19 protein-coding genes are annotated in these 23,985 nt (G+C 45.2%); 12 read left to right on the plus strand and 7 right to left on the minus strand.

Annotation, left to right across the window (positions count from 1 at the left end):
* Window positions 1–132: 132 nt before the first annotated feature.
* Together Q1A86_RS01185 and Q1A86_RS01190 are read right to left on the minus strand one after the other, a co-directional pair.
* Window positions 133–1,431 carry a DEAD/DEAH box helicase gene (locus Q1A86_RS01185; protein WP_299801914.1) on the minus strand — a complete coding sequence of 433 codons (1,299 nt, stop codon included), beginning with the start codon at window positions 1,429–1,431 and terminating at the stop codon, window positions 133–135.
* A 211-nt stretch (window positions 1,432–1,642) separates the two neighbouring features.
* Window positions 1,643–3,430: an aminopeptidase P family protein gene (locus Q1A86_RS01190; RefSeq protein ID WP_299801915.1), complete on the minus strand. Its 1,788-nt coding sequence runs from the start codon at window positions 3,428–3,430 to the stop codon at window positions 1,643–1,645.
* A gap of 249 nt (window positions 3,431–3,679) precedes the next feature.
* Between Q1A86_RS01190 and Q1A86_RS01195 the strand changes: the two genes are divergently transcribed.
* Together Q1A86_RS01195 and Q1A86_RS01200 are read left to right on the plus strand one after the other, a co-directional pair.
* Window positions 3,680–4,867: an MFS transporter gene (locus Q1A86_RS01195; protein WP_299801917.1), complete on the plus strand. Its 1,188-nt coding sequence runs from the start codon at window positions 3,680–3,682 to the stop codon at window positions 4,865–4,867.
* 314 nt (window positions 4,868–5,181) lie between these two features.
* Entirely contained in the window at window positions 5,182–6,399 is a 1,218-nt protein-coding gene (locus Q1A86_RS01200) for a Xaa-Pro peptidase family protein (RefSeq protein ID WP_299801919.1), read from the plus strand.
* A 349-nt stretch (window positions 6,400–6,748) separates the two neighbouring features.
* On the opposite strand, the gene Q1A86_RS01205 is transcribed toward Q1A86_RS01200, so the two are convergent.
* Window positions 6,749–7,219: an FKBP-type peptidyl-prolyl cis-trans isomerase gene (locus Q1A86_RS01205; RefSeq protein WP_299801921.1), complete on the minus strand. Its 471-nt coding sequence runs from the start codon at window positions 7,217–7,219 to the stop codon at window positions 6,749–6,751.
* A gap of 312 nt (window positions 7,220–7,531) precedes the next feature.
* Here Q1A86_RS01205 and Q1A86_RS01210 point away from each other — a divergent pair, with 312 nt between their 5' ends.
* Complete coding sequence (locus Q1A86_RS01210; protein WP_299801923.1) at window positions 7,532–8,605, plus strand: outer membrane beta-barrel protein; 1,074 nt, start codon at window positions 7,532–7,534, stop codon at window positions 8,603–8,605.
* The gene (locus Q1A86_RS01215) at window positions 8,602–13,617 is read left to right on the plus strand and encodes an Ig-like domain-containing protein (RefSeq protein WP_299801925.1); all 5,016 of its coding nucleotides are present in this window, start codon (window positions 8,602–8,604) and stop codon (window positions 13,615–13,617) included. The genes Q1A86_RS01210 and Q1A86_RS01215 overlap by 4 nt, the downstream gene beginning before the upstream one ends.
* Window positions 13,618–13,703: 86 nt before the next feature.
* Here the strand turns inward: Q1A86_RS01215 and Q1A86_RS01220 are convergent, their stop codons facing one another.
* The 3 genes from Q1A86_RS01220 to Q1A86_RS01230 form a co-directional block, all read right to left on the minus strand.
* A complete protein-coding gene (locus Q1A86_RS01220) occupies window positions 13,704–14,330 on the minus strand; it encodes a cold shock and DUF1294 domain-containing protein (RefSeq protein ID WP_299801927.1) in 627 nt (208 codons plus the stop codon).
* Window positions 14,331–14,425: 95 nt separating this feature from the next.
* Window positions 14,426–14,719, minus strand: a complete 294-nt coding sequence (locus tag Q1A86_RS01225) for a helix-turn-helix transcriptional regulator (RefSeq protein ID WP_299801928.1) — start codon at window positions 14,717–14,719, stop codon at window positions 14,426–14,428.
* Between the two features lie 113 nt (window positions 14,720–14,832).
* Window positions 14,833–15,318, minus strand: a complete 486-nt coding sequence (locus tag Q1A86_RS01230) for a hotdog fold domain-containing protein (protein WP_299801930.1) — start codon at window positions 15,316–15,318, stop codon at window positions 14,833–14,835.
* A 181-nt stretch (window positions 15,319–15,499) separates the two neighbouring features.
* On the opposite strand from Q1A86_RS01230, the gene Q1A86_RS01235 reads away from it, so the two are divergent.
* Window positions 15,500–16,417, plus strand: coding sequence for a DUF368 domain-containing protein (locus Q1A86_RS01235; RefSeq protein ID WP_299801932.1), 918 nt, complete (start codon window positions 15,500–15,502; stop codon window positions 16,415–16,417).
* 181 nt (window positions 16,418–16,598) lie between these two features.
* Here Q1A86_RS01235 and Q1A86_RS01240 read toward each other — a convergent pair whose 3' ends face one another.
* Window positions 16,599–16,742 (minus strand): hypothetical protein, encoded by a 144-nt coding sequence (locus Q1A86_RS01240; RefSeq protein ID WP_299801934.1) that lies wholly within the window; start codon window positions 16,740–16,742, stop codon window positions 16,599–16,601.
* A gap of 59 nt (window positions 16,743–16,801) precedes the next feature.
* Here Q1A86_RS01240 and Q1A86_RS01245 point away from each other — a divergent pair, with 59 nt between their 5' ends.
* From Q1A86_RS01245 to Q1A86_RS01275, 7 genes are all read left to right on the plus strand, one after another.
* On the plus strand, window positions 16,802–17,758 hold the full coding sequence (locus tag Q1A86_RS01245) for a DUF523 and DUF1722 domain-containing protein (RefSeq protein ID WP_299801936.1): 957 nt from the start codon (window positions 16,802–16,804) through the stop codon (window positions 17,756–17,758).
* Between the two features lie 62 nt (window positions 17,759–17,820).
* Window positions 17,821–19,341: a deoxyribodipyrimidine photo-lyase gene (phrB, locus tag Q1A86_RS01250; protein WP_299801938.1), complete on the plus strand. Its 1,521-nt coding sequence runs from the start codon at window positions 17,821–17,823 to the stop codon at window positions 19,339–19,341.
* A complete protein-coding gene (locus Q1A86_RS01255; protein ID WP_299801940.1) occupies window positions 19,338–19,826 on the plus strand; it encodes a nuclear transport factor 2 family protein in 489 nt (162 codons plus the stop codon). The genes phrB and Q1A86_RS01255 overlap by 4 nt, the downstream gene beginning before the upstream one ends.
* Entirely contained in the window at window positions 19,823–20,629 is an 807-nt protein-coding gene (locus tag Q1A86_RS01260; protein WP_299801941.1) for an SDR family NAD(P)-dependent oxidoreductase, read from the plus strand. Before Q1A86_RS01255 ends, Q1A86_RS01260 begins: the two co-directional genes overlap by 4 nt.
* Window positions 20,629–21,921 (plus strand): NAD(P)/FAD-dependent oxidoreductase, encoded by a 1,293-nt coding sequence (locus Q1A86_RS01265; RefSeq protein WP_299801942.1) that lies wholly within the window; start codon window positions 20,629–20,631, stop codon window positions 21,919–21,921. Before Q1A86_RS01260 ends, Q1A86_RS01265 begins: the two co-directional genes overlap by 1 nt.
* Window positions 21,918–22,700 carry a DUF1365 domain-containing protein gene (locus Q1A86_RS01270; protein WP_299801943.1) on the plus strand — a complete coding sequence of 261 codons (783 nt, stop codon included), beginning with the start codon at window positions 21,918–21,920 and terminating at the stop codon, window positions 22,698–22,700. Before Q1A86_RS01265 ends, Q1A86_RS01270 begins: the two co-directional genes overlap by 4 nt.
* Window positions 22,700–23,968: a cyclopropane-fatty-acyl-phospholipid synthase family protein gene (locus tag Q1A86_RS01275; protein ID WP_299801944.1), complete on the plus strand. Its 1,269-nt coding sequence runs from the start codon at window positions 22,700–22,702 to the stop codon at window positions 23,966–23,968. Before Q1A86_RS01270 ends, Q1A86_RS01275 begins: the two co-directional genes overlap by 1 nt.
* Window positions 23,969–23,985 lie beyond the last annotated feature (17 nt).

The raw sequence follows: 23,985 nt of genomic DNA on the forward strand, positions 1-23,985 counted from the left end.
TTATCACTGATTGGTATTGCTCAACTTAAAGTGCCGAACTAAAGGTGTGCTCGCGAAATCACCGATAAGACTAAAAAAGGCACCAAATGGTGCCCTTTTTGTTCATAAAATAATTCGGTGTCCGTACAGCGATTATTTTATCTTCTTAATTTTTGCTGGTGATGAGTTTTTCACTTTTACGCGGCGGCCTTGCATGTTTTTCTCTGCAATCACCTGAGCGCCAGCATTGTCTACACGCTGCTGTTTCTTAGCAAAGCTACGACGGCTCTGTAATTGTTTGATAAGTAGATCGCGGCTACCGACTTCATATCCAGGAATACTGATCCGGCGAAGCTTCTGACCGATTAACTTCTCGATGTCAGCCAGAGTTCGCTCTTCTTCGCGGCTAACAAAAGAGATGGCTACGCCAGACTTACCTGCGCGGCCTGTACGGCCAATACGGTGAACATAGTCTTCAGCTAGGAAAGGTAAGTCGTAGTTCACTACGTACTCTAAGCCTTGAATGTCTAGACCACGTGCAGCAACTTCGGTCGCCACTAATACGCGCATCTTACCTTCTTTAAACTCACGCAGTGCACGGCGACGGCTACCTTGTGCCTTTTCGCCATGAACAACGGCAGTTGGAATACCATCTAGGTTTAGTTCTTTTTCAAGCTTGTCTGCAGCATCACGAGTGGCAGTAAATACTAGCACTTGTTGCCAGTTCTTCTTGCCGATCAGCTCAGATAATAGTTCGCGCTTACGGCGCTGCTCTACCGGGTAAACCACTTGGCTTACCGTAATCGCAGTGGTGTTTTGCTTATCGGCAGCAATCACGTTTGGTTTAACCATCATCTCGTTAGCAAGTTGCTTAACGGCTGAAGAGAAGGTTGCCGAGAACAATAGGTTTTGACGCTTCTTATTGACTGCCTGCAGAATTTTTTGGATATCGGCGCTAAAGCCCATATCTAGCATACGGTCAGCTTCATCTAGGACTAAAAAGTCTACGTTAGACAGGCTTAAGTTACAGGCAACAATATGCTCAAGTAGGCGACCCGGTGTAGCGATGATGATGTCAGCGCCGCGCTTTAGCTTAGTGGCCTGACTATCCATCTTCACGCCGCCATAAACAGTGACAACCTTCATATCAAGATATTTAGCGTAGTCATTGATGTTGTCAGCAATCTGAGCGGCCAGTTCACGAGTCGGCGTTAAGATTAATGCGCGTGCATTTGAACGGCCCGTGGTGCTTGGGTTATCTAACATTTTTTGCAAGATTGGTAATGCAAAAGCGGCAGTCTTACCTGTACCTGTTTGGGCACTAGCAAGTACATCTTGACCGCGACGAACGGCTGGGATTGCTTGCTGCTGAATTGGTGTCATTTTTTCATAACCACATTCAGAGATTGCACGCAAAATCTCAGGAGCAAAACTAAAAGATTCAAATCTCATGATTGAGGAGTCCTATGTTCAACAATTCAATTGCTAACAGGTAAAGCTAGCATTTTTCTATACCATTAAAATGGCGGTGGCGGAGTATAGCAAACTTTTATACTGACTGGTATTAGATTAAAACCTGCACTTTTTAGTTACAGCTCCCTAGGGAGCAACATAAAAAGCAGCGCCTAAACGCTGCTTTTTTTATCTGTTCACAATAAAATGCTTAAATTGCTGCGGTGACCTTGTTTAGCCAGTCTAAGTCTTCAGCTTGCATAAACGGTGTTAGCTTATCTTTAACTTGCTGATGATATTGGTTAAACCAGTTAACTTCAGACTCAGTTAGATACTGCTTGTCGATTAAGCGCGAGTCCATCGGAATGAAAGTTAATGCTTCAAACTCCAGCATTTCACGCTCGATATTGGCAAGTGCAGCACAAGGACGCACGGCAATTAAGTTTTCTAAACGAATGCCAAATTCATCTGCGCGGTAGTATCCCGGCTCATTTGATAACACCATCCCTTCGAGAAGAGCAACGTTTGAACGCCCCTTCGCAATACCTTGTGGGCCTTCATGCACACTTAAGTAGTGGCCAACACCGTGACCAGTGCCATGGTCAAAGTCAAAACCGTGTTGCCATAGGTATTGGCGGGCAAACGAGTCAAGCTGCATGCCGCTGGTGCCTTTAGGGAACTTAGCCTGATCAATCGCGATATGGCCTTTGAGTACTAAAGTCACCATCTTTCTCTGCTCGTCGGTGACATCACCAATGGCAATCGTACGAGTGACATCTGTGGTGCCATCTAAATACTGGGCGCCAGAGTCGACGAGGTAGATGCTGTTCATCTGCATCTGTGCTGGCGTGCCATTATTATGATTGTAATGACACATGGCGGCATTGGCGCCGGTGGCTGAAATAGTATCGAAGCTCGGCTCTTGATATAGAGGGTCGATTAAGCGGAAGCTTTCTAGTTTATCTGCTAGCAGAGCTTCATCATAAAGACGGTTGGCTGCCACTTCACGGTCTAACCAGGCTAGGAAGCGGCTCACCGCGACACCATCACGAATATGACAGGCCTTCATGCCTGCAAGCTCTGCGGCATTCTTCTGTGCTTTAGGTAAAGCGACAGGATCGTTACCGGGAATTAATTGTGCCCCAGCTGCTTTCGCTGTCAATTGCAGCCAGGCGTTACAGCTCTCTGGGCTTGCCAATACCTTAGTGCCTTCGAGTGTTGCCAATTCAGCTGCTAACTCAGCTTCATGTTTAAAGCTAACGCCTTGACCAACGTGAGCCTGAATGTTATCTGGCAGCTTGTTGATATCGGTAAATAGCTGCATATCACCATTGGCATGCAGTAGCGCCGTGCCTAAAACGACAGGAAGACAGGGGATGTCTTTACCCCGAATATTGAGTAGCCAGCAGAAAGAGTCGAGTGCCGAGATGATGGCGACATCGGCGCCCTGTTTTTTGATCTCAGCGCCTATGGTTTGGCGTTTTTCAAGGCTGCTTCGCCCTGCGCTTTGCTCGCTAAATAGCATCACTGGCGCAGAGGCTGGAGACGGTCGGTCGCTCCAATTGAGATCAATGGGGTTTTGCTCAACTTGTGTTAACTTGATTTGCGCCTTAGCAAGTTCGCTATGGGTTTGCTCAAACCAAGCCAATGTATGCAAACGGGCATCAAAGCCCACTTGAGCATTTTCGCCAAGTTGGTCGATTAACCACTGGGCCTGAGGCGTATCGTGTAGGCTTAGGAATTCAAATAAGTTTGCATCTAGCTGCTGACGGACCTGCACGGTATAGCGGCCATCGACAAAGATAGCGGCGCGAGCCTTAAGGACGATAATCACCCCCGCAGAACCGGTGAATCCACTGGCCCATAACATACGTTCATTATGCTCTGGTACGTATTCGCCTAAGTACTCATCGGCACGAGGAATGATAAAGGCATCGAGGTTGGATTTCGCCATTTCTGTGCGAATGGCATCGAGGCGTGCTGCAATTGTATTTGACATTCAAACTCCATTATCAGCGCTAAAGCGAGTCTTTTACTGGGCTAGAGGCTGTTTATTTTTGTACGAATTTAGCGCGGAGAGTACCACAAAGGACTATTGCTTGGGAGGGGAAGGAAGGGATATTTGTAGCGATATAGGTGTGAAGCAAATTGGACGAATGATTTATAAAGCGACGTTCGCCTGCCACTATGGCTGTAGATAATATATGGTTAAACAAGATAAAAACTGCGATAAGGAAGCGCGAATCATATGCCATTTAATGTTTGGGTATTAACCCTAGCACAAGCGTTTGCCATGAGCGCCACCCCTATGATGATGTTACTCGGTGGTTTGATTGGCGCCGAAATAGCTCCATCGCCTGAGTTAGCAACTCTGCCGATAGCTTCTATGGTTGTAGGACTTGCCTTGTCGGTGCTGCCCGTGTCTAGGTTGATGCAGCGCTTTGGGCGCAAGCCTGTGTTTGTTGGCGGAGCGCTGCTGGCAGCAAGTTCAGGGCTTGTTGCTTCACTGGCAACGTCACAGCAAAGCTTCATCTTATTTTGTTTTAGTGGTGCGATGCTAGGTTCTGCTGGAGCTGTAGTACAACAATATCGCTTTGCGGCAATGGAGTCGGTAAGCGAGGACTTAGTGGCAAAGGCCGCCTCTAGAGTTTTGCTCGGTGGGCTCGCGGCGGCTGTTATCGGGCCTGAATTAGCCGTTTTGGGCAGTAAGCTCTGGCAACAAGCATATGTTGGGGCTTTTTTGTTTCTGACGCTAGTGAGTCTTATTGCGGCGGTGATTTTGAGCTTTTATCGCGAGCCGAAACTTGAAACAAGCAGTGACTCTCAGCAGGTGAAAAATAATGCCCGTTCTTTGGCTGAGATCTTAACTCAACCACAACTTTGGGTGGCAATTGCGGGAGCGACCTTAGGCTACGCCATGATGAGCTTTGTGATGACAGCAACGCCGCTGCATATGCATCACGTCGAACATCACTCGCTGGCTGACACTAAATGGGTGATCCAAAGCCATATTATTGCCATGTATTTGCCCTCTTTATTTAGTGGTGTTCTTGTGGCTCGACTCGGCGTTTCCAAAATGATGCTACTAGGGCTGCTGGCTTACCTTATCACCATCATCACGGCGATTATGGGGCGAGATTTACTTAACTACTGGGCCGCTTTGGTATTACTTGGAATTGGTTGGAATTTTCTGTTTGTGGCAGGTACAGCTTTGCTGCCTCGCTGTTATGAAAAGAGTGAACGCTATAAGGTGCAGTCATTTAATGACAGCTTTATTTTTAGCGCCCAAGCTATTGCGTCCTTGAGTGCGGGGTGGGTGATCCATCTGCTAGGCTGGCATGTTTTACTGCTAAGCTGCTTGCCTCTGATTGCGGCACAAGTACTGCTTATTTCATGGTGGAAATGGAGCAGAACCAAAGCATTGTCAAACCTTTAAACGTTAAATTGAGAGCTAATAGTTGTTGGATTATCTTATTGAATACAGCTAGTCGTTTAAGCTTTTTAAATGCTGAATATTGATTGGAAATGAAGAGGTGTTAAATCACGAGAATGAGCGTCAGCTTTGCTGTGATCGCATCAGTAATTATTTGCATTTTCACTGATTGTTACTGACGTTTTGTATATTTTATGCTAGAAAGTGGGTCATATAAGTGTGCCATTGTGATTGAGTCAAGAGATAGAGCCTTGTTTGATACCGATAGGTATTAGGCTCTTCTAGGTTTAAAATTATTAAAAGTGAAGGGTAAGCATATGACCATAGGTGTTGGCGGTTCTACCGCAGAGCAGGAATTAGCAAAATTAACCGATATGACTCAAGGTGTTGAGCCAATTAGTCGTGAAGAGTATCAAGCTCGTATCGCTAAGGCGCAAGCCATCATGAGTGAGCAGGGAATTGCTGCTATTTACCTAAACGCAGGCACTAACCTTTACTATTACACGGGTACCCGTTGGTATGCTAGTGAGCGTATGGTAGGTGCGATTCTTCCTGCAAAAGGTGACGTTGAATATATCGCTCCAGCATTTGAAGTTGATACGTTAAACGGTTACATGGTCATTGGCGGCAAGGTTAACACTTGGCAAGAAGATGAAAGCCCATTTGCACTATTTGGCAATGTATTAGTCAACATGGGTATTGAATCGGGTGATATCGGTATCGATGAATCTGCAGCTTTCTTTATCTTTGATGGCGTGCGTCAAGCGCATCCACAGTATAACTATGTCAACGCTAAACCTGTTACTGCGGGTTGTCGTATGATTAAGTCGGCAGTTGAGCTAAGTCTTCTACAACGCGCTAAAGATATGACAATGGAAGTACATAAAGCGGTAGCGCGTATTTTGCATGAAGGGATCACCACTAGCGAAGTGGAAGCCTTTATCAATGCCGCTCATATTAAAGTGGGTATTCCAGCCGGTTCATACTTCTGTATTGTTCTTTTCGGTGAAGACAGTGCCTACCCGCACGGCGTTAAGTCACCTAAAGCATTAGAGCTTAACGATACGGTATTGATCGATACAGGTTGTCAGCTGTTCGGTTATAACTCTGATATTACTCGTACATATGTTTATGGTGAGCCTAGCCCACGTCAACGCGAGTTATGGCAGTTTGAGCAAGACTCACAAATCGCAGGTTTTGAAGCGGCTCAAATTGGCGCAACTTGTGCCAGCGTTGACCGTGCAGCTCGTGATGTACTTGAAGCTGCGGGTTTTGGCCCAGGTTACGATGTACCAGGTCTGCCTCACCGTACGGGTCATGGCGTAGGTCTAGATATCCATGAATGGCCATATTTAGTGCTAAACGATCACACGCCGCTACAAGCGGGTATGTGTTTCAGTAATGAGCCAATGCTATGTGTTCCTGGAGAGTTTGGCGTGCGCCATGAAGATCACTTCTACATGAGTGAAGATGGTCCAGTGTGGTTTACTAAGCCTGCACATTCAATCGACGATCCGTTTGGTTACGAAGCTTAAAATAGCTAAGCTTGACTATCATAGAGTAATCAGAGATGCCTCGTTATAAGTAACGAGGCATTTATTTTTGTGTAGCAAGGCCATGGGTACCAGGCGAGTTTGGTATGCGTCATGAAGACCATCTCTTTATACAAGCGTAGATGAGCGAAGACGGTCCAGTGTGGTTCACCAAGCCTGCTCACTCAATTGACGACCCATTTGGCTACGAAGCGTAATCACAATGAATAGTCGTTTACCTCGTTATCAGTAACGAGACTGAACTAGATAAATGTTTGTTGCATACAACAAAAAAGCCCGAATGGTTATCCATTCGGGCTTTGTTTTTTATAGGGCAAATAGCCAATTCGAGTTAGTCGATACTAATTAGCTCAACATCAAAAATCAGCGTCGAACCGCCAGCAATTTTACCTGCACTGCGATTACCGTATGCCAATTCACTTGGTATAAAGAAACGTGCTTTCTCGCCCACAACCATCAACTGTACGCCTTCGGTCCAGCCTTTAATCACGCGATTAAGCGGAAACGCAATAGGCTCACCGCGCTCAACAGAGCTATCAAATACACTGCCATCGATTAACGTACCGTGATAATGCACGGTTACTGTGTCGCTAGCCTTTGGGTGCACAGTGCCTGTACCTGGCTCCAGTACTTGGTACTGAAGTCCTGAAGCTGTGGTTGTCACACCTTCTTTTAGTTTGTTCTCGGCTAAAAAGGCGCTACCGATAGCGATGTTTTCTTTGGCCGCTTTTTGGTTGTTCATAGAAGAGAAGAAATAAAACACAACACAAGCAATTACCACAACAGCTAAAACCACTTTCATTTTTGAGTCACCTTATTTTTATTTGACGGCCTATGATAGCGAATCACTCTCTTGAGGTAAATCTTGGTACTTAGTGTTAAGAATAGCGTTAAGAATAGCGTTTATATTGCTTGGTATATAGAGAGTATGAGCTTTAGTTTCAGAGACGATAAATTAGTAATCAAGTTATTGAATAATAGATTGATAAGTGTGCTCAATAAGGATTATTGTTGCGGCTAATAGGATGTTGTGGGGCGCTTTGGTTATGATGTGTAGTTATGCCCCAATTTGTACCGCTCCAAATTGTAACGAATCGTCATCAAGGAATAAGCCATGTTTAAACTGAGTTCTATGAGAAGCGCCTCACTTGTTCTTTCTACCCTGCTATATCTACCTTTAGGTGTGGCTTACGCTGGACAGCTTGATGGCGTCGAGCCTGTAAAAGAGTTCGAGCCTTATTTTTATCTTGGGGCTAAGGCTGGGCAGATGCATTACCAAAATGCCTGTGAAAGCTGGAGCATAAGTTGTGACGGAAACGATCTTGGTTACGGGGCGTTTGCAGGTTACCAAGCATGGCGCTACCTAGGTTTTGAAACTGCCTATCTCGATCTCGGTGAGGCTGTAGCGCACTATTCAGAAAGCGGTGTCAATAATACTTATACAGGCAGCATGAAAGGTTGGGAGTTCTCGGCCGTGGCGCGGTTTAATCTAAGTGACAATTTCGACCTATTTGCAAAGGCGGGTAGCCTATATTGGGATGGCGACAATCGTGGACCATATAGCCGTCAGTCTGACTCAGATTGGGCGCCTATGTTGGGAGCCGGGGTTGAGTATCAGTTATCCCCATCTTGGGTTGCACGTCTTGAGTATCAGTATATCGATAGCTTAGGCAGTGAACTCATTGGTGGCAGCAATGGTCACTTAACTACTTTAGGCATTAGTTACCGCTTTGGCCAAAGTGCAACAAAAGCTCAGCCGCCGGTTAAAGAAACTCCGGAAATCTTACCTGAGAAGGTTATTCCGTTAACACCTAAACCTGTTGTATTACCCGCATTCACGCTAACCACTTTATTCGATTTTGACAGCAGCGAATTAACCAACCCTGATGCTTTAGCGCCAGTGATTGAACGCCTAAAGCTGGTACCCACAGCTGTAGCCAATATTAAAGGCTATACAGACTCCAAAGGAAATGCCGTTTATAACCAAGCCCTGTCTGAGCGCAGAGCTCAAGCTGTGGCCGAACACTTAATCGAGGCTGGTATTAAACCTGAGCAGATTGAGGTTCATGGTTATGGTGAGCAGTTCCCATTAATGAAAAATGATACATCAGAACATCGTCATGAAAATCGTCGGGTACTTATCCATATCCAATCCATGACCATAACCCCTCAGCCGGAGCAAAGATGATGACTATTTTTAAGCCGATGTATCGTCAACTGCTACTACTAACTTTATTAGTACTTGCTGGTTGTGGCGGCGATGACGATGGTTTTCCAACCGGAGCCTGTGGTGGACCTGATAACCCATGCCCCGCATACGCAGTCGCTCTTGAGGTCAGTCCAAGCAACAGTGTGATTGCGGTCAACACTCATCAAATTTATCAGGCGATCGCGACATACAGTGACGGCTCAACTAAAGATGTCACACAAGAGGCCAGTTGGTCGAGTAGTGAGCCGACGGTCGCCACTGTTTCTGTAAATGGTGTCGCTCAGGGAGTCTTAGCTGGGGAGGTGCAGATCGCGGCAAGTCTCCCGCCTATGCAGGAAGGGGGCTCAGAATTAATCGATAGCGCGTCACTTAAGGTGACGGATGCAGCTCTGATGGCATTGAATATTGAACCGGGGCAGGCTCAGATATTGGCTGGAATGAGTCAGAATTTTCGAGCCTTGGCTTTGTTTGACGATGGCCATCAACAAGATGTGACTAACGAGGCTAATTGGACAAGCTTAGACGCTGCTATCGCAACAATAGAGAGCGAAGGAGAGACTATCGGACTTGCAACTGGAATTGCTGTAGGTGTGACACAAGTTAAGGCACAGTTTTCTGCTCAGGAAGCGTTAGCAACATTAGTTGTGCTAGCGACCAAACCAAGTCAGTTATTGATTAACCCTCTTGATGAAGTATTACCGAATGGTACCAGTCTACAGTATCAAGCACACCTTATTTTAGACGACGGTTTGAGTATCGATGTGACGACACAGTCGGCGTGGCACTCTTCTTCTGTCGATATTGCGTCTATCGATAATCAAGGCTTTTTAGTCGCTAAGGCACTTGGGCTAACACGAGTGACGGCGACACTTTCATTTGCTGGTGTTAGCTTGTCTGATACAACCACTGCAACGGTTGTCGATGCACAAGTGAGTGATTTAATCGTGACTCCTGCCCAAGGGATATTTCCTGTGGGAACCAAAGGCAGTTATGTTGCTACAGCCTATTTTTCAGATGGTCAGGTGAAAGATGTGAGTCGTGATGCACTCTGGTCTGCATCGCAGACGGATGTTGTCGACATCACAGCACAAGGGCAAAATGCCGGCGATGCCACCGCGAAAGCGGTTGGTAGCTCAAGCATTACTGCAACCTATCAAGAGTTAAGTGCAAATGCACAGTTAGAGGTGACCGATGCCGTGTTAACCTCGCTACAGGTCTCACCGTTGAATACCCTGGTACCGGCTGGCACTCAGGTTCAATATCAGGCTTATGCGAGCTTTAGCGATGGCAGTATAAAAGATGTCACGACTTTGGGTTATTGGCAAAGTAGTGAGCCACAAATTGCTTCTGTTGGCTTAATGGGGAGGTTTTCTGGCATCGCTGATACCTACCAAGAGGGCATTACTGAGATCCGCTTCGATTATTTGGGGCAGAGTCAGGCAACAGAGTTAACCGTTACAAAAGCGACTTTGGTGGATTTACAGATCTCACCGATAGATCTGCAGGTGCCTATCGGCACACAAGGCCAATATATTGCGATTGCCTATTATTCCGATGGGCATAGCAGTGATGTTACTCAACAGGCGAGTTGGCAGTCGAGTAATCGAGAGATTGTGAGTATTGTAAATTCTGGTGTCGATGCTGGTTATGCCATGGGGCTAACCGAGGGGCTGGTAGATATTTCTGCAACTTATTCAGGGCTAAGCTCAGGTGTCAGCCCAATAACAAGTTCTGCATTGCCTTTACGGGTTTCTCAAGCTGTAGCTGAGGAAGAATCATCGACCACTATCAGCAGTAAAACGACGGCAAAAGTTACTCCGGCAATTTTACAGAGCCTGATTATCTCACCTGTTAGCGCGAGTATTGCGGCAGGTATTAATCAGCCTTATCAATTATTTGGTCTATTTTCTGATGGTAGTAGTAAAGAGGTGACGCCTTACGCCTACTGGCAAACCAGTGATACTGCTATCGCTACCATAGACCGCTCTGGCTTGGCTCACAGCCTTGCAGAGGGACAGGTGAACATTGTTGCCAGTTATCTTGGCATGCAGATCAGTGCCGAGTTAATTGTGACTGATGCGGTTATCACTCAATTACAGGTTTCACCAGCAGATAGCTCCATTGCAGTAGGTTATAGTCAGCAGCTGATAGCAACTGCCTATTACTCAGATGATCATAGCAGTGACGTCTCTAGCTTAGCTAATTGGAGCTCACTGTCATCCTCAATTGTGCAAGTTAACGCCACTGGTCTTGCCGAAGGTGCGGCTCAAGGAAGCTCGACTGTTGAGGCTAGTTATCAAGGCATGCAGGCAAGCGCCAATGTTAATGTTACAAGTGCAATCCTAGAATCGCTTACTTTAACGCCCGTAACGGCTACTGTAGCTGCAGGTACTACTCAACAATATCGACTGTTTGGCATATTCTCTGACGGTAGCCATAAAGAGTTAACTTATGTCGCGAGTTGGCAATCAGGCTCCTTAGCAGTTGCAACCATTGATAAGTATGGCTTAGCGCAAAGTTATCTGCAGGGGATAAGTCAGATCCAGGCCAGTTATATCGGCTTCTCTGCCGTTGCTGAGCTTAAAGTGACCGATGCCGAAGTCACTAGTCTTCAAGTCTCTCCTGCCAACCTCTCGGTTCCATTGGGAACAACGGGACAATATCGTGCCGATGCATTTTATTCCGATGGCCATACGAGTGATGTTACCCATTTAGCGACCTGGAGTGTTAGCGATCCAAGCTTAGTTAATATTGCTGCAACGGGAAACTCTGCGGGATTTGCTGAAGCCATTGCGGTTGGGATGACGACAGTTCAAGCCAATTTTGAAGGGCAAAGTAATAAGGTTGAGGTGAAGGTAACCGATGCCATACTCGAACAGCTTGTGATCTCACCGGCTTATAGCAGTATTGCAGCAGGACTCGGTCAACCCTATCAAGCGACAGGTGTGTTCTCCGATGGTAGCAGTAAAACCCTTACTGACGTTGTCAGTTGGAATAGCTCCGATAGTGAGGTTGCAACACTTAATCGATTGGGGCTTGCTCAAAGCTATAAGGCTGGCAATATTGTCGTCAGTGCCAGCTATTTAGGCTTTAAGGCAACGGCTGAATTGAATGTGACCGATGCACAACTGAGCTATATTAGAGTCACGCCAATTTTTGCCAGTGTGCCATTAGGTACCGAAGGCCAGTTTAATGCTCGTGCTTTTTATACCGACAACAGCTCTGAAGATATCACTGAGGTTGCAACTTGGGGCTCCAATGATGATGCGATAGTGCATATTGGCACCGGTGCACCTAGCAGCGGTTTTGCCAGCGCCATAGGGCTGGGACAGGCTGTCATCACGGCTCAATATTTAACGGCAATCGATACCGCCGTGGTTAAGGTTACACCGGCCGAATTAGTCGAATTGACCGTATCACCACCAGATGCATCGATTGCTGCTGGGCTAGACCAAGCCTATCAGGCTTATGCTCGTTTCTCCGATGGCAGCAGTAAAGAGGTGACGTTAGAGTCGAGTTGGCAGAGTAGTGAAATCGATATCGCTACTGTCGACTCTCAAGGTTTAGCACATACTTTGTTGTCGGGTAACACAGAGATCCAAGCGAGTTATAAGTCTCTTACGGCTAAGGCTTCACTCTTCGTTAATGAACCTATTTTAGTGGACCTTCAGGTCACGCCAGTAAGCTCGACGATGAATATTAATGAGAGCCAGAAGTATATCGCGAGGGCGTTCTATTCTGATGGTTATTCAAATGATGTATCAATGCTATCAACATGGAGCTTAGCTGATGTCTCGGTTGCTCATGTTGTCCCATCAGGGTTCTCAGCAGGTATAGTCACTGGGGATACTCACGGTCAGACGAGAGTGACAGCGCGTTACGGTGGTATGGACGCTGAGGCTCAAGTTATTGTGAGTGATTTTGAATACATGGGTGTACAAGTCGAGCCCGCCGATACTCACGTTATCGTGAATAAAACGACCCAGTTACAGGCATTTGCTGTTTATAGAAATAGTAGCGGAACGATAACTCAAAAAGAGGTTACAGATGTCAGTGACTGGCGACCGGGTGATTCGAAAAAAGTCTCCATTGACGGTAAAGGTGTCGCATACGGTATAGAGGCTGGTGTAACGAATACCTTTGCGATCTATCAAGGTATTGAAGGACAAGGCAGAATCACTGTATACGATAGTGAACTAGTTACGCTGACTATCACACCTGACAACTTATCGGCCCCCGTTGGGACTAAAGGACGCTACAAGGCGATGGCGAGCTACATTGATAGGCCAGATGAGGATGTCACTCTGCTTGCCACTTGGTCTTCAAGTCATAATGAGGTGGTACATATTGTTACCTCTGGGAGCGATGGCGGAACGGCGACGGCTAAGGCTGTGGGCTCGAGTGAGATCAGCGCCCAGTTCGAGGGGGTTACCGATAGTGTCAACGTACAGGTAACCGCTCCCGTGTTAGAGCGGATAGAAATCACGCCAAGAGTTGATACCGTCTATATAGAAAATACACAGCAGTTTTACGCCAATGCTCACTTTTCAGATGGCACAGTGGTAGATGTGACGTTAGATGCAAACTGGAAAAGTGATAATCCACAGATAATTACTATCCAAACCGGTAATGCGAGAGCAGGCGAGGCGATGGGCGCAGACCAAGGTGACCCTACGACCATTTCCGCTAGCTATGACGGCTTTAGCGATAGTTTGTTGTTGAATGTAAAACTGAATGTCGTTGAAAGTATTGAAATTATTCCAAATACACTGACCCTTAAGAACGGAGATTATCAAGAGGTTCAGGTGATGGTAACTTTTAGTAATGGTGACGTGTATGACTACGGGGATTATGTTGGTTGGAGTTCAACGGATAATAACGTTGCCTCCGGTCACAAGGGAGAGATAAGCGCTAATGGTGTAGGTAACGCCACTGTGACAGCAACGATGGGTATGGCATCAGGCTCAGCAGAAGTCACCGTGACGCCTTAAGCTTTCTCTAAGTCTAGCTGACAGAGTTTAAACGAAAAACGCAGCCGTTCATTTGGGCTGCGTTTTAATTTATTGGGTGAATGACATTATTTTATATGCATAAATAACGTTTCTAGCTCTGGTCTGTGTAACAGATAAATAAGTGTGAGATTACAAAGTACCGTTAACCATAATACAAACTTAAAACGGCCTTTAGAAGATTTGTGTCTGAGCCATTGCTGAGCCAGTAACGCACCGGGCCAGCCCCCCACTAAGCTTAATAGCTGTAGTTTAAACTCACTGACACGCCAACGTTTTTTACGCGCTGAGCGCTTATCCCAACCATAGGCAATAAATGTTACTAGACTGGTAGTGATAAAGTAGAGCAATAGCCAGAGGGAAATATGTTGCAGTGAGTAGGCAATGGTTAAGCCTGCAATAAAGCTTAATGCAATACTTACACTGAATCGACTTGTAGAGCTGCTAATTTTCCGACTCGACTTTAGCGTACCACCACTTAGCAGCTGCGCTTGCTCAGCGCGCCACTTACCTTGCTTGTCCTTTACCTGATGAAACTGGACTCGATTGCCCGCTTGAGGCCGTAATTTTTTGTTAGTAAAGCCTGAGATGTGCAGAAAACACTGTTGTTTTTGTCCTGGAATTTGGATAAACCCAAATCCCTTAGCATCATCCCAACTATCTATAGTGCCAAGGGTTATGCTAATTTTTGTCATCGAGTCATATCTGCTTCTATTGACAGTGGGCCATAGCGCATGTGTTTAGCACTTGTATCATTGTACTTATTGAGCCTTGTCAGTGATGGAGTTGATTAGCATGACTCTTCTGAGCAGCACTCTTCTTGTAAAAACTGAATCAAGCCCTCTAAACAGTCAAATTGTGGGATGCAGTGCAGGACTCGGCCTTCTCTGTGCTGTTTGACTAGGCCTGCCGACATCAAACTAGAAAGGTGATGTGACAAAGTCGAGTTGGGGATCTGTAGGCTTTCTTGCAGCTGGCCAACAGGTAAGCCCTTATGGCCCGCTTTTACTAGGCATCTAAACAGGGTTAACCGGGTAGGATGACCCAATTCTTTTAAGGCTTTTGCTGCGATTTCAGTGTTCATTACGCGTACTCACAAAGAACAAGTTATGCTTCGGTATTATTCGAAATAATAGCAGGAAAATACTGAGCGACAAACGATATTATTGTCGGTCTGCTAATCCGTGGCGCTAGTGGTTATTTCTTGGCGGGTTTTTCCGAAATCCATAACTTAATCGTGCCTTGTACCACCACAACGCCATCGGTGTCATAAGCGGTAACGGGGACTAACATGTCACCAGGGACCCATTGCTCAGGTTTTACTTCGGCAACACAGGTGATATCGCTACCCGCCTTAGCGGTGTAATCGACACTCATGCCTTTAGGGATCCATCTTAAGTGATGCGGAATAGACGCTTCAGCCATCACCCCCATCGCCATTTCTAGACCATTACAGATGGCAATCACATGTACGGTTTGAATATGGTTGTGTACCGCTTTGTGTTTTTTGATTAAGCACACACAGCGATTCACATTTAATTCACTAATCATGGGTTTTACTGTGGCGAAGTAGGGCGCCATACGGCTAACCATGATTGAAAAAATCTTGTTGCCAAAAGGCAGCTTGGTGACACGGTTATACAGTGACATGACTTTAGTGGGCTTATTATTAGTATTGCTCATCTTTCCTTGTCCATTTTAACGCGCTTAACTGGTCGGATGAGGTTAACATTGAATTAACATCAATTGCTAGCATCAGATTATTCCGTGTGCAGAAAATTAAACTGCATTTCATTTCTTTTTAGAGGAAGTGGCACGTATAATTTCGCTCGATAAAAAAGATTTCAGTGAATTAAGGATTACAGTGAATTATTTACAGACCTACCTGAAAGGGATGGCAATGGGAGCCGCAGATGTGGTTCCTGGCGTTTCGGGCGGTACTATCGCCTTTATTACTGGGATTTTAGACCCACTACTTGAAAGCATTAAAAAGATTAGGCCATCTCTATTAGGTGTGGTTAAGGAGCAAGGTGTAAAAGCGGCGTTTATGCACATTAACGGACCATTTTTAGTGTGTGTGTTTGGTGGTATTTTGACCAGCATTCTGACTCTAGCCAAATTGATCACTTATTTACTGGAAACACATCCGATCCCAGTATGGTCGTTCTTTTTTGGTCTGATTTTGATCTCGGTTATTCATATGCTCAAGCAGGTGAAAGGGGTGACGATTGGGAGAGTCATCTTGTTTGCCTTGGGAGTCGTGTTTGCGTGGGGGATTACCATGCTAAACCCTATCGCACTTGAGATGACCTATCTGAACGTGTTCTTAGGTGGCTGTATTGCGATTACCGCAATGATCTTACCGGGAATTTCAGGCAGCTTTATCTTATTGTTGCTTGGGTTATATACGCCAGTAATCGGCGCAGTTAAGAATTTTGATATTGCGATTATGGCAACCTTTGCCGCCGGCGCTGCTATCGGCATACTTTGCTTTAGTCACGTATTGTCGGCACTACTTAGAAAGTATCATGACGCAACGCTGATGTTTTTGATTGGGTTAATGCTGGGTACGCTGGGTAAAATCTGGCCATGGAAAGAGGTACTGACGTTCCGTGAAAACTCTAAGGGAGAAATGGTACCTCTAGATGAGCGCATACTTTCGCCAATGCAGTATGAGCATATTACCGGCCAACCTTCGTTGATCATCTATGCGGTCATAGCCATGTTGGGTGGTATTTTATTGGTCTGGGGCTTAGAACGTTTTGCGGATAAAAACCGTTAATTGAGTCTCCTAAAACCGAGTTATCAAAAAGCCAGCTTATTAGCTGGCTTTTTCTTGCCCTGAAATTAGCAAGCCGCTAATTATCCCAATCAGTATAAGAATTTGATCTACTCAGAGCGATTTTTGGCAAACTAATTCAAGGCGAATAGCTGCAATAATGGTTATTCCCTTATAAAACTATTCAACGCAGAAGTAGGCAGCCAAAACGCTCCAGAATGGCGAGGTTTAGCGGTTCTGATGCTGTGATTCTTAATGACTTTGCCTCAGAACCGCTAAACTCTCGCTGAGCGACTACATGTTTATACTGATTGGTATTAATACTCATTAAAGTGATCTTTACTGTGGCTAGGTTCGTAAAATTATTCTCAATAGGGGAGTATGACGATGAGCCAATTTAATCCAGATAAGATTCAAATAGGGATCAGTGCCTGTTTATTAGGGGAGAAAGTTCGTTTTGATGGCGGACATAAAGCCTCGAGTTATTGCCAGAAAGAGATCGCAGACTATTTTCATTATGTGCCCGTTTGCCCTGAAATGGCGATTGGTATGGGTGCCCCTAGAAAGTCCATTCGTCTTGAAAAAGATGGCGATATTATCTTTGTAAAAAGTGCCGATGGGTCAGTTGATGTCACCGACAAACTCAATGAGTTTAGCCAAAAAAAGGTTGAGCAGCTTAACTTTCTTGGTGGCTATATCTTATGTGCTAAGTCGCCAACTTGTGGTATGGAGCGGGTGACTGAATATAAGTATGGCACTAACAATGGCTGGAAGTCAGGCATTGGTGTTTACGCTAAGAAATTGATGGAGCGTTATCCGCTTTTACCTGTTGAGGAAGAGGGGCGTTTACATGATCTGCCTATTCGCGAAAACTTCTTTACCCGCGTATATGCCTACCATGACTGGCATTGCCTGAAAGTATCTGGTTTGACTAAAAGCAATATTCTCGATTTTCATGCTCGTTATAAATACATGTTGATGGCCCATAATCCAAAGCTCTATCGAGAGCTAGGGCCTCTACTGGCGAATATGACTGGTGATCTTGAACAGATAGCAAATGATTATTTCGCAGGCTTCATGCAGATCTTAAAGATTAAAGCTACCCGTAAAAATCACACCAGTGCTTTGCAGCATATACAAGGTTATTTCAAGAAGCACTTATCGAGTGAGCAAAAGTCTGAGCTCAGCGAATCTATTCTCAAGTATAACCAGGGTCTACAACCTATCTTAGTACCGATGACCTTGATTAATCACTACTTGCGTGAACACCCAACCCCTTACATTGAAAATCAGGTGTACCTTAATCCTCACCCGCAGGAATTAAAGCTTCGCTATGCCTATTAACGAGTGACTGTTCCCGTCACTTTAATTCGTCATTTTAGTTTGTCACTCTCAAAGGGGGAGCCGTGAATAACGACAGCGTTATCGCAACTGGCAATGCCGTGATCTGGTTTAGAAGTGATTTACGTCTAGCCGATAATCAAAGTTTACTTGCGGCATGCGAACATGCTCGTCATGGCAAGGGTAAGGTTAGAGGGCTATTTATTTCGACCCCTAAGCAATGGAAGTCCCATGATGTTGCTGCGATTCAGTTAGACTTTATCGAACGTCAACTTAATTATCTTGCTGTAGAGCTGGCAACCATAGGGATCCCTCTCGATGTGTGTCATTTAGAGACATTTGATGAGATCCCAGATGTGTTAGCTCTGTACGTTAGTGATTGGCAGATAGATAAGGTGTTTGCTAGTAGCGAGCCTGAGTTTAATGAGCAGATGCGCGATCAAGCTATTGCAAGAGCGGGTGTAAAACTTGAACTTCATCAGCAACACTGTTTACTTGCCCCGTTAGATGTACTCAATTTATCTGGCGAAATGTATAGAGTCTTTACTCCCTTTAGTAAAAAGTGGTGTGAAATCGCCAGACAAAATCCAATACACACTTTAGCTAGACCATTATCGAGATCTACCCCCTTACCAAAACCGAATGAAATCAGTTTGCGCTGCAAGAAAGTGTCGAGTCGTGCTTGGCCTGTGGGGGAGGCGACTGCTCAGCAACAACTGCGTGACTTTGCCCAAAATAAGTTACTGGGTTATCAGGCAAATAGAGACTTTCCTGCACTTGATGGTACTAGCCGAATATCGGCCTATTTGGCGATAGGTGTGCTTAGCCCACGCCAATGTGTACAAGTGCTGCTCAGCCATTTTCCTGATGCACTCGTTCATGATGAAAGCCCCGGCAGGTGCTGGCTCAATGAGTTGATCTGGCGTGAGTTTTATCGCCACTTGCTGGTGGCTTTTCCCAAGCTATCTAAGCGGGCAAACTTCAATGCATTAGCTGATAACATTAATTGGCGAAATAACCCAAGAGAGTTTCAAGCTTGGTGCGAGGGGCGCACAGGTTACCCGTTAGTTGATGCTGCTATGCGGCAACTCAATCAAACGGGTTGGATGCACAATCGATTGCGTATGGTGACGGCAAGCTTTTTAACTAAGCACTTGCTTATCGATTGGCGTTGGGGCGAGCGTTATTTCAGGCAAAAACTCATTGATGGTGATTTGGCGGCGAATAATGGCGGTTGGCAATGGTCTGCTGGAACGGGCTGCGATGCCCAGCCTTATTTTCGGGTATTTAATCCTATCTCTCAGTGCGAAAAATTTGATCCTACTGGCGCCTTTATTCGTAAGTATTTACCTGAGCTAAATGATGTAGATTTAAAGTCAATTCATAAGCTTAAATTACACTCTCAAGCACAACTCTTTGTTGATAAGGACTATGCTTCTCCTATAGTTGACCATAAGTTTGCCAGAAAACGCGCAATGACTGAGTTGTCCGTAATGAAGCGAAAGGCATTAAGTGATATGCAAAAGATAAAAGGAACATCAAAAGTCACTAACCCTGTTGATTTGGACAAGGAGATTTTCGGATGACTGATAACACTCAAGTATTACAGACTGAATTGTCATCTACTGGCTGGGGTGAACTCATCGCTGAAAAAGAGTTAATCGATAGCTTTATCGAATTATATCAGCGGCTCGATAAAGATAATCTGCACTTGTTGGGGCAAGTTTACAGTGATGACATCGAATTTAGCGATCCGCTACATCATGTATCGGGTCTGCCTGCACTGACCGATTATTTTGCCAACCTTTACCACAATGTAGGTTCAATCGATTTTGAAATTCATCAGGTTATCCATCAAGCAGACTCTGCGAGCCTAAAATGGACCATGAGGTTTATACACCCAAAGTTAAATGCAGGGGGGGAAATTACCGTCGAAGGGATCAGTTTACTGAGGTTTAATCACAAGATTTATCAACACCAAGATTTCTTCGACTTGGGCACTATGCTTTATGAGCATATTCCACTGTTGGGTAGCTTGGTGAAGTTCGTTAAGGCGAAGGCGTCAAAATGAGAGCGGCGAATATGTTGACTCATGATCCAAAAAGCGTGCTTATTACAGGAGCAAGCTCTGGGATTGGCCTACAACTTGCGAAAGACTATCTCGCCGATGGCTGGCAAGTGTTTGCTTGCGGCCGCAATCAGCAGGCGTTATCCCAGTTACAAGGAGCTGAAAAGCTTAACTTTGATATTACCAATAATCATCAAGTTGCCGCGCAAGCTGACATTGTTAAGGCGAAGCTATCTAGCTCATTAGACTTAGTTATTTTAAATGCGGGTAGCTGTGAATATATCAATGACGCGGTCAATTTTGACGGCAAACTATTTGAGCGCGTGATCCGCACCAACCTGATTGCCATGGGGTACTGTTTATCGGCCTTCACGCCGCTTATCGATAAAGGCGGTAGGTTGGCGTTAATGGGCTCTAGTGCAGTGTATTTGCCCTTTCCACGAGCGGAAGCTTATGGAGCATCTAAAGCGGCTGTGCAATATTTGGCAGCCAGTCTCGCTATCGATCTAAAGCCTCACCATATTGGCGTCAGTGTTATTTGTCCTGGATTTGTTAAAACGCCATTAACCGATAAAAATGACTTCGCGATGCCGATGCAGCAAACGCCGGAGCAGGCTTCACTAGCAATACGACAAGGGTTAGCCAGAGGTCTACGAGAAATTCATTTTCCAAAAAGGTTCACCTTGTTACTCAAATTTATCTCTCTATTGCCGCGAGCAATATGGGAAAAACTAAATACGAGTAACACGTCTGTCGATACAGAGCATGAAAATGCTGCGACAAAACAAAATAAGAAGGTGCGCTAATGAATACCGTTGACAACATAAAGCAGCGTAAAAGAGTGGCGATTGTCGGCACTGGCGTATCAGGGCTGACCTGCGCACATATTTTATCTCAAAAGCATGATGTAACCGTATTTGAGGCCAATCACTATATCGGCGGCCACACGGCAACGGTTGATGTTGAAGTGGCGGGCAAAGAGTACGCCATCGATACTGGCTTTATTGTGTTTAATGACCGTACCTACCCTAGATTTGAGCAGCTTTTAGCTAGGCTTAATGTTAAGGCTATTACTACAGAGATGAGTTTCAGTGTGCACAATGCAAATACTGGACTTGAGTATAACGGCAATACACTCAGCTCTTTATTTGCTCAAAAGCGTAACCTTTTTAGACCTAGGTTTTGGTCATTTATTTTAGAGATTTTGCGTTTTAATAAACTCTGTAAGCAAGCTTTTTCAGCTGACAGCTACCAATACCAAACCTTGGGAGAGCTGCTAGATCGCCAAGGCTTTAGCGACTTCTTTAGTGAGCACTACATTTTGCCGATGGGCGCAGCCATTTGGTCATCGAGTATCGATGATATGCGCGCTTTCTCATTGCGCTTCTTTATTCAGTTTTTTGAAAATCACGGCTTACTCAATATTGCCGACAGGCCGCAGTGGTATGTATTAGAGGGCGGTTCACGTAGCTATATTCCTGATCTCATCGCACCCTTTAAAGAATCGATTCATTTAAACAGCCCAGTAACTGCTATTAAACGCGCTATCGGTGATGAGTGCGATGGAGTGCAATTACAGATAAATAAAGGTGAGTGGCAAGGGTTTGATGAAGTGATTTTAGCTTGCCATAGCGACCAAGCGCTAGCGATGCTAGACGATGCAACTGCTGATGAGCAGCAAGTGCTGAGTAAGCTTGCCTATCAAAATAATGAAGTGGTCTTGCATACCGACAAAAGCTTAATGCCTAAACGGAAAAAGACTTGGGCGAGCTGGAACTATCGCTTAGATGGCAATACTCAGCGTCAAGCATCGGTAACCTACAACATGAATATCCTGCAACGCTTACCAGCGGGGGCTCCTACATTTTGTGTGACATTAAATCAATCACAATTGATCTCTCCCGATAAGGTGCTACGTACATTTAACTATGCTCACCCAGTATTTAATGAAGAGAGCATGCAGGCGCAATCACAGCGAGACTTGATATCTGGTGTTAACCACACCCACTTTGCAGGAGCCTACTGGTATAACGGCTTCCATGAAGATGGCGTACACAGCGCATTTGATGTGTGTGAAGCCTTTGGGATGCGCTTATGAGTCAAGCAGCGTTAGCAGGAAACGACAGCACCGAGTCATTTGTCAGTGGGGTGTATCGCGGCAAAGTGATGCACCGTCGGTATAGCCCCGCAGAACACAGCTTTGATTACCAAATGGCGATGCTCGGTATCGATCTTGATGAGCTTGAACGATTGGAACAGGTCAGCTGGGTATTTTCCTCAACGCGCTTTGCACCGTTACGATTTGAGCAAAAAGATTATTTAGCCAACGGCGGCGATTTACTGCAAGACTTGAAAACCAGAGTACTAAGTAAAGCGTTGGCGTTAGGAGCTGAGCCCGGTTGTAATCGTGTGGTCTTTGTCGGCCAAGTAAGGCACTTTGGCATCTATTTTAGTCCGATAAACTGTTTCTTTTGCTATCAGGACGATAAGGCTAAATACATGTTGGCTGAGGTGAGTAATACCCCTTGGAATCAACGTCATTATTACTTGGTTAATCTTGAACGTACCGAGCCGACGGACAAGGTGTTTCATGTATCGCCCTTTATGGATCTCGACATGAAATACATTTGGCGGATTAAAGCACCTAGCAGCGAAGTCAGAGTTGGTATTGAAAATCGCAATACGCAGAAGTTATTTGATGCCAATTTATGTTTGTTTAAGCATGAGATGAGTGCCAAAAATTTGCAATCAATGCTAATAAATTTTCCTTTTATGACCCTTAAAATCGTCCAAGGCATTTATTGGCAAGCACTTAAATTATTAATAAAACGTGTGCCTTTTGTTGGGCATCCCGGTAAGCCAGCGGAGAAACGATAATGGAAAATATTACCACTAAAAATAATCTGGCTACTGAACGTTTGCTGGACAGCCTTGCAAGAAAGTTGTTACTCAGCGCGCTTCCTGGGCTTGCTGATGGCCACTTAAGCCTTATCGATGGTGATAAGAGTTACGAGTTTGGTCGTAAAGAGTCCGAGTTACACGCCACGATTATCGTTAATAATCCACGCTTTTATCGACAAATACTGTTGTCGGGTTCGATTGGTGCGGGCGAAGCCTATATTCAAGCGCATTGGACCAGCCCTGAGCTGACCAAGGTGGTGCAACTATTTGCGCGCAACCTGCCTCTATTAGACAAACTTGAACAGAAGTTATCTTGGATCTCGGCTCCCTTTAGTCGTATTGCTCACCTATTTAATCGCAATACTCAAGAGGGGTCTAAACGTAATATTTTGGCTCACTATGATCTGGGCAATGAGATGTACCAGCAATTCTTAGATAAACAGATGCTGTATTCAAGTGCGCTTTACCCTCATAGCGGTGCAAGCCTTGATGAGGCGCAGCAGCATAAACTAAAAACCATTTGTGAACGCTTAGACTTAACTCCTGGGCAGACTTTATTAGAGGTGGGCACCGGCTGGGGCGCGTTAGCTATTTACGCAGCCAAACATCATGGCGTACAAGTTACGACTACGACCATTTCTGATGCGCAGTTTGAATATGCCTCACAACGAATCGAAGAAGAGGGCTTACAAGATAGGGTAACGCTACTTAAAGATGATTATCGTATATTAACGGGAGAATATGACCGTGTGGTTTCTATTGAAATGATAGAAGCGGTAGGACACGAATACTTACCGGGATTTTTTAAGAAGTTACAGAGTTTACTTAAACCTAATGGACGCTTATTGATCCAAGCTATCACCATTGCTGATCAGCGTTACGACAGTTACCGCAAAGGAGCTGACTTTATCCAGCGTTATATTTTTCCCGGTGGTTGCTTACCGTCAGTGACACGCATGACTAACGAGCTCACCAAGCATACCGATTTTGTCACTTGGTCAGTCGATGATATGGGGCTGGATTACGCTAAAACTCTCAAAGATTGGCATGATAATTTTGACGCTGCGTTACCTAAGATAAAAGCGCTGGGTTACGGCGATGACTTTATTCGTATGTGGAAGTTTTACTTAAGCTACTGTGAAGGCGGTTTTTTAGAGAGGACCACAAGTACAGTGCATTTAGTGGCAGTGCGTCCAAGCTATCGCCTACAGTCTAACGGCTATCATACACAGATTAGCGTATAGAGGTCACGGTAAAGAGA

The organism is uncultured Shewanella sp. (assembly GCF_947497935.1).
Lineage (GTDB): Bacteria > Pseudomonadota > Gammaproteobacteria > Enterobacterales > Shewanellaceae > Shewanella.